This window comes from Qingshengfaniella alkalisoli, from assembly GCF_007855645.1.
Classification (GTDB): Bacteria; Pseudomonadota; Alphaproteobacteria; order Rhodobacterales; family Rhodobacteraceae; genus Qingshengfaniella; species Qingshengfaniella alkalisoli.
In genome coordinates, this window is the sequence record NZ_CP042261.1 from 1,068,144 (window position 1) to 1,080,342 (window position 12,199).

The window sequence follows — 12,199 nt, forward strand, 5'->3', positions numbered from 1 at the left end:
CATAGAACGCCGCCCAAGGAAGTCCAAGGAGCGCACATGAACATTTTGATCCTCGGAAGCGGCGGGCGCGAGCACAGTCTCGCCTGGGCGGTCATGCAGAATCCCAAATGCGACCGTCTGATCGTCGCGCCCGGCAATGCGGGGATCGCGCAGATTGCCGATTGCGCCGCGCTGGATATCGAGAACGGACAGGCCGTTGCGCAGTTCGCAGCCGATAATTCAATCGACTTCGTGATCATTGGGCCTGAAGCCCCGTTGGCGGCAGGTGTGGCGGATGATCTGCGAGCAGCCGGCATCTTGTGTTTCGGCCCTTCGAAAGATGCCGCGCGCCTGGAGGCCTCCAAAGCCTTTACCAAGGAAATCTGCGACGCGTCAGGCGCCCCGACCGCAGCCTATGCACGTTTCACTGATGCCGCCCACGCGAAGGACTACATCCGCGCCCAAGGTGCACCCATCGTCGTCAAGGCGGACGGGTTGGCCGCGGGCAAAGGCGTTATTGTCGCGATGGACGAGGCCACCGCGCTCGACGCCATCGACGACATCTTCGGCGGAGCATTCGGCGACGCAGGGGCGGAGGTCGTCATCGAGGAATTCATGACCGGCGAAGAAGCAAGCTTTTTCATCCTGTGCGACGGTGAAAGCGCCCTTTCCATCGGAACGGCACAAGATCACAAACGCGTCGGCGAAGGTGACACGGGACCGAACACGGGCGGCATGGGGGCCTATTCCCCTGCCCCGATCCTGTCGGATAAGGTCGCACAAAAGGCTATGGACGAGATCATCCGGCCAACCTTGAAAGAAATGGCCAAGCGCGGCAGCCCGTATCACGGCGTGCTTTATGCCGGGCTGATGATCGAGGGCGGCCAACCGAGACTCGTGGAATACAATTGCCGCTTCGGCGATCCGGAGTGCCAGGTGTTGATGATCCGCCTCGGCGCACAGATACTGGATCTGCTGCAGGCCTGCGCCGAGGGGCGTTTGGATGAGGCACAGGTCAATTGGGCCGATGATCACGCCATGACGGTCGTGATGGCATCGGTGGGGTATCCCGGAAGCTATGAAAAAGGCACCGTGATCAAGGGGCTGGGCAGTTTGACCGAAGACAGCCAACAAGTCGTGTTTCACGCCGGTACGGGTGAAATGGACAGGCAGATCGTGGCGACGGGCGGGCGCGTTCTGAATGCGACCGCGCGCGGGGCGACCTTGCAGGATGCGCGCGATGCGGCCTATGCTCAACTCAAGACGATTGACTGGCCCGAAGGCTTCTATCGACGCGACATCGGCTGGCGCGCCTTGAAAGACTAAGACTTGGTCTGCAGCGGTGAGGGCGTCACGCTCCGCCGCGCCGATCGTGCCTCGCGCCAGGATATGAAAGAAATGGCAGCGACGATCACGACGCCGCCAAGCACGACCCACGGGTCTATCGCTTCGTCGAACATCAGAAGTCCAAGGATCACCGACCACACAAGTTGCAGGAATGCGGCGGGCTGCGTGACGGATACGGGCGCGGCGCGAAAGGCCAAGGTCATGGTGTAGTGCCCCCCGGTCGCGAAGGCTGCGACCAGCAGAAGCGCGGCCAGTTGCCCGAATGTCGGCGTCACCCAGTTCATCACGGCGAAGGGCGCAAGCGCTATCGTGGCGAAGACAGACAGCATCGCCACGACGACCTCCGGCCCGTTGCGCGACGACAGGCTCTTGGCCATCAGGTAGGAAATCCCGAAACACAGCGACGTGCCGAGCATTGCAAGATGCCCCGCGCCAATTTCCCGAACACCGGGCCGCAGAATGATCAACGCCCCAAGCAATGCGACCATGACCGCAACAATCCGGCGCATAGCCAGCGTTTCACCCAGAAACAGCGCCGCGCCGATGGTGACATAGATCGGTGACAGGTAGTTTATCGCCGTGATTTCAGCCAGCGAGATCTGGGTCATCGCGAAAAACCACAGGATCACGCCGACGGCCTGAACGAAGCCACGCGCCGCAAATCGCCCCCAGTCTCCCTTGCTAACCCTAGCGGAGCGCAAGCTACGAGCCATCGGGATTAGAAACACCAACCCCAGAAAATAGCGCAGAAAAGACGCCTCGGCCGGTGGAACCGCGTCCCCGATCGCCTTGACCGTCGCCTGCACGCCCACGAACATCAGGCCGGTGACGACCATCCAGAAAATACCGAGCAAGGGTTGGGATTGCGCCTTGGGTGCAGCGGCTAAAGAATTGTCAGTCATTTCATTGAAATTGCATGTTTCATCGGCAAGCGCCAGAGAGGAAACAACGACCCGCAGCCGTGGGCTGACATGCTACGAAAAAGGCGGCACTCTATGGAGCACCGCCTTTCCATCTTCGTGCCGACAGGCGATCAAAGTGCCGCCATCACCTCGTCCGACACTTCGAAATTGGCGGTGACGCGCTGGACGTCATCATCGTCTTCCAGTGCCTCGATCAGCTTGAACAGCTTCTGCGCACCTTCCAGATCCAAATCCGTGGTGGTGGACGGCTTCCAGATCAGCTTTGTCGATTCACTTTCGCCCAGCTCTGCTTCCAGCGCATTGGACACGTCGTTCAGATCGGTATCCGCACAATAGATCACATGGCCATCCTCGGAGCTTTCGACATCTTCGGCGCCCGCCTCAATCGCAGCCATCAGCACGGTGTCGTTGTCGCCAGCAGACGCGGGATAGACGATCTCGCCCTTGCGTTCGAACATGAAGGATACGGACCCGGTTTCACCCAGATTGCCGCCGTTCTTGGTGAAGGTCGAACGCACATTGGATGCCGTCCGGTTGCGGTTGTCGGTCATCGCCTCGACGATCACCGCGACGCCGTTGGGACCGTAACCCTCGTAGCGGATCTCATCATAGGATTCCGCATCGCCGCCTTGGGATTTCTTGATCGCGCGTTCGATCACGTCCTTGGGGACGGATTGCGATTTTGCTTCTTTTACCGCCAGACGCAAACGTGGGTTCTTGTCCGGGTCCGGATCGCCCATTTTTGCCGCGACGGTGATTTCCTTGGACAGCTTGGAAAACAGCTTGGACCGCGCCGCATCCTGACGGCCCTTGCGGTGCTGGATGTTGGCCCATTTGGAATGGCCTGCCATTGACGCATCTCCTGAATTGATCAATGGGCCGTATAAATCCGTCATACCCGGCTGACAAGCCACCCTTCCGCTAAAGCGGCCAGATCATCGGAATCAAAAGCGACACAAGCAGGCCAACGGACAGGTTCAACGGAACGCCAACCTTCAGATAGTCGCTGAATCGATAGCCGCCAGGCCCGTAAACCATGGTGTTGGTCTGGTAGCCGATGGGCGTTGCGAAGCTGGCAGAGGCCGACACCATCACCGCAATGACCAGCGGGCGCGGGTCTATGCCAAGCGCCTGCGCCAGTGCGATGGCAATGGGTGTCACGACTACCGCGACGGCGTTGTTGGACACAAGTTCCGTCAACAGCGAAGTCATCAGATATACCGCCCAAACCAAGAAGAACGGCGGCAACTGTTCCAGAACCGGAGCGACACCACCGACGATCAATTCCACCGCACCAGTCGCCTGCAGCCCCTGCCCAATGGCAAGCATGGCAAAAATCAGCGTCAGAAGCCGCCCTTCGACAAAAGAAAACGCCTCTTCGGCGTCAATACAGCCGGTGATGAACACGACCGCCACGGCAACGATGGCAAGCAGCAGGATCGGCGCGACACCAAACGCGGCCAGAAGGACGATCCCCGCAAGGCTTGCCAGCGCGATCGGCGCATGCCCGCGACGATAGGCGCGCGCAGAGGGCGCAGAGACGTCGACAAGATCCATTTCCTGCGCCAAGCGGCGAACATCCTCGGGCGCGCCTTCCAGCAGCAGCGTATCGCCCACCCGCACGACGAGATCATCCAGTTGACGACCAATGTTCTGATTGGAACGATGAACGGCCAGCGGATACACACCATAGCGCCGGCGCAGGCGCATCGCACCGAGCGACCGACCGACCATCTTGCAGCCCGGCGTGATCAGCACCTCGACCGTCGTTGTCTCTATCGATGACAACTTGTCCACCATGCTGACATCGCGGTTCTTTTGCAGCCCCAGCAATTCAGCAATCTCCGTGCGCAGGACCACGCGGTCTCCGGCCTCCAAAGATACATTCGCCAAATCGCGGCGCAGCGAAGCATCGCCGCGCAAAACATCGATCAAACGCACGCCTTCTCGCTTGAAAATTTCAACCTCGGTGACCGGACGCCCGATCAGGGCACTCTCCTCAGGCACGGCAACTTCGGTGAAGAATTTCATTCCCTTGCGATTGCCAAGCATGCTGGCCATGCTTTCCCGCGCGGGCAGGATACGCGGTGCCACGAAATAGAGATACAGCATTCCCCACGCAACGACGGCAAGGCCAAGCGGCGTCACCTCAAAAATGGAGAACGGTTCCAGTCCCTGCGAACGTGCGACACCATCAACCAACAGGTTGGTCGATGTCCCGATCAAGGTCAGCGTCCCGCCCATGATCGCGGCGTAGGACAGCGGAATCAAAAGCTTCGACGGCAGTATCTGCAGCGAACGTGAAAGCTGCACGAAGACCGGGATCATTACAACGACGACGGGGGTATTCGATACAAAGGCCGAGGCAATTGCCACGAAGCCAAGCAATACGCCAACCGCCAGTTTGGGCTTGCCCTTAGCGATGTCGTCAACGCGCTGGATGAACCAGTCAAGCGCACCCGTCCGCACCAAAGCGCCCATGACGATGAACATCGCAGCGATGGTCCATGGCGCAGGATTGGCCAGGACCTCTCGTGCCTGATCATAAGGTAGAATGCCCAGCACCAGCATGGTCGCGCAGCCGGATATCGCAACAACCTCGGTCGGGTAGCTTTCCCTTACAAAAGCCACGAACATCATGGCCACGATCACCAGCGCGATTATGGCGTCAAGATGTTCGTAACCGAAGAATTCACTCATTGGCGCCCCATGGCAGGAATCATCGGGTCATCATTTCGTACAGGTTGACCACACTCAAGCATCGAATCTACTGGCGGCTTCTCGGACGAGCACTCGCAGTGGCGAAATTATGGCGTTGAAGCGGATAGTCGACCGCCCTCGCGCACCATCTGGGCTCTTGTTGCTTTGCCGGTCGCATCATCGGTCTCGACAAAAAGACCCGACAAGGTTGCGTCTCCCGTCGCGGGCGTGAAGCGAGATTTCCCCATACCTGTTACGAAGCGACGCAGAGGCTCCGTCTTCTCCATCCCGATCACCGAGTTATAGTCACCACACATACCTGCATCGGTCATATAAGCGGTACCCGCAGGCAGTATCTGTGCATCCCCGGTCGGAACATGCGTGTGCGTACCCACGACAGCCGAGAACCGCCCGTCGCACCAATGCCCCATCGCCATTTTCTCAGAGGTCGCTTCGGCATGAACATCCAACAGCGAGGCATTGATCTGTCCGCCCAAAGCGTGTCGTTTCATCACGAGCTCGACCGCCGAGAACGGATCATCGAAAGGTCGCTTCATAAAGACCTGTCCCAGCACTTGCGCAACAAGGATCTTCCGCCCCCCCGGAACATCGAAGACGCGCGCGCCCTGCCCCGGAGCCGCTTTAGCGAAATTCAGCGGGCGCAAGATACGTGGTTCCTTGTCGATAAACGATAGCATGTCGCGCTGGTCAAACGCATGATCGCCGAGCGTCAGGCAATCGGCGCCCGCATCCAGCAAGGCCTTCGCGTGATCGGGTGACACCCCAATCCCCGAGGTCGCATTTTCGCCATTCACGATGATGAAATCGATGGACCATTGCTGCCGCAACTCCGCGAGCCGTGTGGTGATCGCCTGGCGTCCCGCGCGTCCGACCACATCCCCTAGAAACAGAATACGCATTTGGCTTGACTAGGGCCGTGAGCCCCAATCGGCAAGGCAATTATGACGCATCCGGTCGTTGGATGCCCTTTTCCGTCACGATCACGTCAAGCGGCTGATCGGTGGATTCAGTGTCCAGCATGTCAACTTCCTGACCGGAATGGGCAAACCCCACAGCAAGCACGCTTCTGCAAGAACGGAATTCTTCCAGGGTTCGGTCGTAGTAACCGCCACCATAACCCAGTCGATGACCGAACCGGTCAAAGGCCAGCATCGGGACGATCACAAGATCGGGGCTCAGCAGTTTACCCTCGGCAGGTACCATCACTCCGAATTTGGATCGTGACATCGCACTTCCCGGCGTCCACTCCCTGAAAACAAGGGCCAGCCCCGCATCTAGCGTGACCGGCAGCGCGATGGCTGTTGTCGGCAGAAGATCCCGCAGTGCCTGCGTCGGATCCATTTCCGACCCGATGGGCATATAGCCAGCAACGACTCGCGGCGCTCGGTCTTTGACCAGTTGTACAAGATGTTCGCTGGCGCACCGGCTGGCGGTTTCGGTTACCAGTTCTGCGCGCCGCGCCCTGGCCGCAAGACGCGCGAGCCGTTTGCGCTCCACCACGTTCATAGCAAAAAGATGGTGGCCAAACCCAGAAAGGACACAAACCCGACAACATCCGTGCAGGTCGTGACGAATGTCGCCGATGCAACGGCCGGGTCCAGTTTCAGCCTGTCCAGAACAACCGGCACCATCACACCCGCCAACCCCGCGACAAACATGTTGATGACCATCGCCGACGCGATCACCGCAGACAGCACCGGGGACCGGAACCAGAGAAACGCGATTGATGCCATCACCAGCGCTAGGAAACATCCATTCAGCAGGCCAGCCAGAGCCTCCCGCCGGATCACCCGGAAGGTGTTGGATTCAGTCAGGTCTTTCGTAGCCAGTGCCCGAACAGCAACCGTTAGCGATTGGGTTCCCGCGTTACCGCCCATGGACGCAACGATTGGCATCAGGACTGCAAGCGCAACGATCTTCGCGATGGACCCTTCGAACTGCGCGATCACCATCGCCGCGACATTGGCCGTTACGAGGTTCACGCAAAGCCAGGGAAGGCGCGCACGAACCGTGCTGCTGACGCGGTCGCTAAGACTTTCTTCGCCCACACCGGCAAGGAGCAAGATGTCTTCTTCGGCTTCTTCATCCAGTACGATCATCGCGTCGTCGATCGTGATAACACCAACCAGCCGATTATTCTCGTCTACGACCGGTGCTGAAATCAAGTGATACTGGTTGAACGCATAGGCCACGTTTTCTTCAGGCTCGGCAACGGAGATCGTACGAAAACTTTCCTCGACAATGTCTCGAAGCAGTGTCGGACGCGGCGAACCCAGCATTCGACCCAGCGAAACATAGCCAACCGGATGGATCTTCGGGTCAACCAGAATGATATGGTAGAATTGTTCCGGAAGATCGTCGTCATGGCCACGCAGGAAGTCAATCGCGTCGCCTACTGTCCAATGCTCGGGCGCTGTGACAACCTCTCGCTGCATCAAGCGTCCGGCGGACTCCTCTGGATAGCTTAGCGCTTGTTCGACTGCCGCGCGCTCACTCGCCTCCAATGCATCAAGTATGGTGCCCTGCATTTCGGCATCCATATCCTCGACCAGATCAACGACATCGTCCGTTTCCAGATCGCGGATCGCCTGCCCCAGCATTTCCGGCTCAAGCTGCTCGATGACCTCTTCACGCAGTGCTTCGTCAAGTTCAGACAGCACATCCCCGACCATGTCGCTCGACCAAAGCGACAAAAGCGCAGCACGGTCTGCGGAATCGATCTGTTCCAGAATATCAGCAACATCCGCAGGGTGCAGTTCGTCAAGTTCCTGTTGAAGCTTCTCGCGGTCTTCGGCTTCTACCGCATCGAGAACACGCTCGACCTGCCCGGTTTCCGGCTCGGCGGTCACGATGTCAGTGGACTTCTCGATGTCGTCTTCCGTCATATCGTCCCCATGCGTTCACCAATGCGCCAGCGCTTCCGGTCCATCGGGATTGCCATCCTGCTCGGCTTAGCGTCCTCTTGGAATGGCCGCAAGCAAAGGCTGGTAGTTCATTAGAACGTGTACACGACGCTTTTGCGACTGCGGCGATTCCACAACTTCATTCGTTGCGGGACATGCCGAAACGGGGTTCTCTGACTACTCCTTTACGACGGACTTCAGTATGGCCAACGCCTCGGCATGAAGTTCCGCTGATCCGGCTGCCACGACGCGGCCACCACCTAAGGCACTCCCACCCTGCCAGTCGGTCACAATGCCGCCCGCGGCCTCGATGACCGCGATGGGCGCCAGGATGTCGTACTCCTGCAGGCCTGCTTCGATCACCAAGTCGATCTGCCCCAGCGCCAGCAAGGCATAGGCATAGCAATCCATTCCGTAGCGCGTCAGCTTGGCGCGGGAGGCCACTTCGGCAAATGCCTGTCCTTCAACTGCAGAGCCGACCTCCGGGAAAGTGGTGAACAACACGGCTTCAGACAGTCCAACACCATCGCGGGTCTTCAAGGGGCTTGTATTCGTGGGGCCGGTGTACTGCGCGATGCCCTGCCCGCCCTCGAACCGTTCCCGCGTAAAAGGCTGATCAATGATGCCATATATTAGGCCCGACGCGTCACGCGCAGCAATCAGAACCCCCCAAGTGGGCGTACCGGACATATATCCGCGTGTACCATCTATGGGGTCGATCACCCATGTGACACCGGAGTTACCTTCCTTGACGCCGAATTCCTCACCGCGAATGGCATCATCAGGGCGATGTTGTTCAAGCAGTTCTCGCAAGCGCGCTTCACAATCGCGGTCGGCAACGGTTACAGGATCGAAACCATCAGAGGATTTGTTGTCCGTGGGCAAAGCCACGGTCCGGAAATGTTCAAGCGTGATAGGGCGTGCCGCATCTGCCAGCAAGCGTGCCGTTTCAACTATATCGGCGGCCTGACCGCCCCGCGTCATACCAGTCATGCCGCTATGTGAGCCGTCCGTCGCGGCAGGTCAAGCAGCGTCGCTAAGCACGCGCGCAAGTTCAAATAGCTGTCGTCGCTGGTTTTCGGGAATGGCATAATACGACCTTACGAGTTCCAGCGCTTCCTTGTCGCTAAGAATGTCCGCCGGCGCGCCCTTGGCTAGCATTTGCGTCTGTTCGACTTCCGGGTCGAACCCTTCGAAGAAGTAAGCAACCGGAACCTGTAGTGCGTCCGAGATATCCCACAGCCGCGAGGCGCTGACGCGGTTCATTCCAGTTTCATATTTCTGGATCTGCTGGAATTTTATTCCAACTTTTTCTGCCAGTTGTTGTTGTGTCATGCCAATCATCCAACGGCGATGACGAATTTTTTTTCCGACATACACATCAACGGGATGTTTCATAACAACCTCACAGTGGCCTAAGCCAAATCAGTAAACTTACAACTTATACTAAAAATGCTTTTGAAGTATTCCCGCATCAGCATAGCGCGATAAGCTGTAACTTCGTAGAAAAATCTTATGCAGTCGTTGACAAGCAAGTTACAACTCAACCGTAGGTAATCGGCGAAAAGCCGCGGATAAACGAGTATTATCCTGCATAACTGAGCCTTAGAAGCTCAGACAGGCGTTCACGCGGAAGTGATCTGGTCAGTTCGGAAACGTATAAGTTGATCTTTTTTCTGGCTAGATCCGGTAGAGCGCCGCCGTGGACTACAACGTCCAGATAGCCTGGAACACTCCCTTCCAGCATCGCACTAACCGCCAGATCCGCGCTCAGGCAGGCTTCGATGGCGCGACTGGATTCCGCCTCGATGGCCATTTCCCATGGGATGCCAGCGGTATCGAGAGCGGACTGTACCGCTCCACGAAAAATGCAGTTGGGTTCGAATGCCAGCCGTAGTGGGCGTGTTTTCCACGCGTTTCCGTTGGGTGCACCCAACCAGACCAGTGGAATTTTTGCGAGCGTTTCGCCTCCGGCGTCCAGGTGATCTTCTGTTGTGAGGATCAAATCACACTCACCACGCAGGTATAGTTCCTTCAACCGCCGCGTGTAGCTGGATTGCAGCTGGACCTTCATGCGCGGGAACTCCGCATGGAAACGGCGCAGAACAGTCGGAATATGCGGATAAATGATGTCATGTGGGACACCCAACGATAATTCACCTTCGTATTCGTCCCCAGTCAACCGCGTGACAACATCATCGTTCAGCGCCAGCATCCGACGTGCATAGCCCAGCAACTGCTCCCCAGCGGCCGTAAGAGCGACTGTACGCGCGGACCGGTCGAGAAGCTCTACATTCAGCCCTTCTTCCAGGCGCTTCATCTGCATCGATACCGCAGATTGGGTCAAATTCAGAAGATTGGCCGCGCGGGTTACGCCACCGGCATCGGCAACTGCGATGAACGAACGAAGAGAAGAAAGGTCAAGACTGCGCATTACATCACACTCCGTGATGATATAGGAAACTATAATTCATTTTACTTATACGCTTGGATGCGGTCAATCATCACTTGCCGTCACGTTTCGGCAGCAGTCGTGAACAGGAGGACTTTCCATGACCGCCAACATCAGAAAAGGCTATTTTCAACGCGTTCTGGGGTTCGCAGGAACCATGCGTGTCGGTATGCCACGCCTCAAGCACCTCCTGAGCCTCCAGCGTCAACGTCGCGATCTGGGGTCACTGGAAGATCATCTTCTCCGCGATATCGGTGTTTCCCAGCACGAAGCTGACATCGAAGCGAGCAGGCGAATCTGGGACGTACCATCCAACTGGAAAATATAAGCGCGACATTTTCGTCCAGCATGTCGGATAATCTTGAAATGTGGGCCGGAATTCCCGATATTCACCGGTAACGGTGGTGGCCGCTGGCCGCCACCCCAGCTATGCGTATTTGGAGGGAACCAATGGCAAGATATCAAACAGTCGGCTCTGTGTCGGGCGTCCGCACCGCTCAGATCGACGAGGGCCTTCGTGCCCACATGAACAAGGTCTACGGCACGATGTCGGTGGGGATGCTCCTCACCGCGCTGACTGCTTGGGCCATTTCCGGCCTCGCGGTGACGACCGATCCAACGGGAGCCACCGCGCAGATCGCGGCGGACAAGTATCTGACCGGGCTCGGCGTAGCGATCTACGCGTCGCCCCTGAAATGGCTGATCATGTTTGCCCCGCTGCTGTTCGTCTTCGGCTTCTCCGCCGGGATCAACCGCATGTCGGCTGCCACGGCTCAGACCGTATTCTATGCCTTCGCAGCCGTCATGGGCTTGTCCATCAGCTCGATCTTTCTGGTCTTCACGGGCGTGTCGATCGTTACGACATTTCTCGTCACCGCCGTCGCTTTCGCCGGTCTAAGCCTCTACGGCTACACGACCAAGAAGGACCTGAGCGCGATGGGCACGTTCTTGATCATGGGGGTCATCGGTCTGATCGTGGCGTCGATCATCAACATCTTCGTCGCCTCCTCGGCGCTGGCCTTCGCAATCTCGGTGATCGGTGTACTGATCTTCGCGGGCCTGACCGCGTACGACACCCAGAACATCAAGAACACTTACATCCAGATGGCTCAGGCCGGTGATCAGGAATGGCTGGGCAAGGCGGCCATTATGGGCGCGCTAAGCCTGTATCTGGACTTCATCAACATGTTCATGTTCCTGCTGCAATTCCTGGGCAACCGCGAATAACCGATACAACAGCTTAGATGACGGGCCCCGCCAGATCGAAATCTGGCGGGGCTTTTCTTTGGCCTTGCCACACGATTTCTTTAAACAGGAAGACAGGCCGATCCGCACCTTGGCACCGTACATATCAGTCAGCATCCGCGCGCTTGGGGAGTCCGCGATCAAAGGCCCTTTCAGCAGTCCGCCATTCCCCACCAAGTCCCTTATAAAAGCTAATTGACGGGGGAATGGTATTTCTTGGCAGCACCCAGTCAAATGCCTGGAACGCCGCAAATGGTGCCAATCGGATTATCCGGCCAAACGAACACTCGTTGGGAGCTTTCAGTGCCACATTCAGATCAAGCTGATTCCGCATTGCGGCGATATGTTGAACCAGCCACTGCCAGACCCTCAGTGCCGAGCGCTGCCTGTATGTCACCGGAGAACGCGCCACCCCGGCCGGGTTGAGGCCCTGGTCTTCGCCGCGGCAGACGATCTTGCCCTGCATCAAACCGTTTGCACCAAGAGTGCATCGTTTACCGCGAGCGAGACAACCATGGCAGGTTTACTTGATGAAAGTACTTAATGGCCTAAAAAGTTTACTCAGGCCGAAGATTGCGGACCGTGCCCGTCGAATCCGACGAGGGTTGTCCGACAAAATTGCCCTAAAC

Annotated in this window: 13 protein-coding genes; 3 read left to right on the forward strand and 10 right to left on the reverse strand. The window is 57.8% G+C overall.

Translation table 11 applies throughout. The annotated features are described in order from the left end of the window. Positions 1 to 36: 36 nt before the first annotated feature. Complete coding sequence (gene purD, locus FPZ52_RS05470; protein ID WP_146364464.1) at positions 37 to 1,305, forward strand: phosphoribosylamine--glycine ligase; 1,269 nt, start codon at positions 37 to 39, stop codon at positions 1,303 to 1,305. On the opposite strand, the gene FPZ52_RS05475 is transcribed toward purD, so the two are convergent. From FPZ52_RS05475 to FPZ52_RS05515, 9 genes are all read right to left on the reverse strand, one after another. Then, a complete protein-coding gene (locus FPZ52_RS05475) occupies positions 1,302 to 2,228 on the reverse strand; it encodes a DMT family transporter (RefSeq protein ID WP_240804408.1) in 927 nt (308 codons plus the stop codon). The genes purD and FPZ52_RS05475 overlap by 4 nt on opposite strands. A 131-nt stretch (positions 2,229 to 2,359) precedes the next feature. Then, positions 2,360 to 3,100, reverse strand: a complete 741-nt coding sequence (locus tag FPZ52_RS05480) for a YebC/PmpR family DNA-binding transcriptional regulator (protein ID WP_146364466.1) — start codon at positions 3,098 to 3,100, stop codon at positions 2,360 to 2,362. A gap of 70 nt (positions 3,101 to 3,170) precedes the next feature. Further along, positions 3,171 to 4,949, reverse strand: coding sequence for an SLC13 family permease (locus FPZ52_RS05485; protein ID WP_146364468.1), 1,779 nt, complete (start codon positions 4,947 to 4,949; stop codon positions 3,171 to 3,173). A gap of 107 nt (positions 4,950 to 5,056) precedes the next feature. Then, a complete protein-coding gene (locus tag FPZ52_RS05490; RefSeq protein WP_146364470.1) occupies positions 5,057 to 5,869 on the reverse strand; it encodes a TIGR00282 family metallophosphoesterase in 813 nt (270 codons plus the stop codon). Between the two features lie 40 nt (positions 5,870 to 5,909). Beyond that, the gene (locus tag FPZ52_RS05495; RefSeq protein WP_146364472.1) at positions 5,910 to 6,476 is read right to left on the reverse strand and encodes a 5-formyltetrahydrofolate cyclo-ligase; all 567 of its coding nucleotides are present in this window, start codon (positions 6,474 to 6,476) and stop codon (positions 5,910 to 5,912) included. After that, positions 6,473 to 7,855 (reverse strand): magnesium transporter, encoded by a 1,383-nt coding sequence (mgtE, locus tag FPZ52_RS05500; RefSeq protein WP_146364474.1) that lies wholly within the window; start codon positions 7,853 to 7,855, stop codon positions 6,473 to 6,475. The genes FPZ52_RS05495 and mgtE overlap by 4 nt, the downstream gene beginning before the upstream one ends. Before the next feature lie 195 nt (positions 7,856 to 8,050). Beyond that, complete coding sequence (locus tag FPZ52_RS05505) at positions 8,051 to 8,866, reverse strand: inositol monophosphatase family protein (protein ID WP_420851705.1); 816 nt, start codon at positions 8,864 to 8,866, stop codon at positions 8,051 to 8,053. Positions 8,867 to 8,896: 30 nt separating this feature from the next. Next, positions 8,897 to 9,271, reverse strand: coding sequence for a helix-turn-helix domain-containing protein (locus tag FPZ52_RS05510; RefSeq protein ID WP_146364476.1), 375 nt, complete (start codon positions 9,269 to 9,271; stop codon positions 8,897 to 8,899). A 187-nt stretch (positions 9,272 to 9,458) separates the two neighbouring features. After that, complete coding sequence (locus FPZ52_RS05515) at positions 9,459 to 10,307, reverse strand: LysR family transcriptional regulator (protein ID WP_146364478.1); 849 nt, start codon at positions 10,305 to 10,307, stop codon at positions 9,459 to 9,461. Between the two features lie 118 nt (positions 10,308 to 10,425). Here FPZ52_RS05515 and FPZ52_RS05520 point away from each other — a divergent pair, with 118 nt between their 5' ends. Together FPZ52_RS05520 and FPZ52_RS05525 are read left to right on the forward strand one after the other, a co-directional pair. Then, the gene (locus tag FPZ52_RS05520) at positions 10,426 to 10,653 is read left to right on the forward strand and encodes a DUF1127 domain-containing protein (protein ID WP_240804409.1); all 228 of its coding nucleotides are present in this window, start codon (positions 10,426 to 10,428) and stop codon (positions 10,651 to 10,653) included. 122 nt (positions 10,654 to 10,775) lie between these two features. Further along, the gene (locus tag FPZ52_RS05525; RefSeq protein ID WP_146364480.1) at positions 10,776 to 11,552 is read left to right on the forward strand and encodes a Bax inhibitor-1/YccA family protein; all 777 of its coding nucleotides are present in this window, start codon (positions 10,776 to 10,778) and stop codon (positions 11,550 to 11,552) included. Positions 11,553 to 11,676: 124 nt separating this feature from the next. On the opposite strand, the gene FPZ52_RS05530 is transcribed toward FPZ52_RS05525, so the two are convergent. Next, positions 11,677 to 12,036, reverse strand: coding sequence for a hypothetical protein (locus tag FPZ52_RS05530; protein ID WP_146364482.1), 360 nt, complete (start codon positions 12,034 to 12,036; stop codon positions 11,677 to 11,679). Positions 12,037 to 12,199 lie beyond the last annotated feature (163 nt).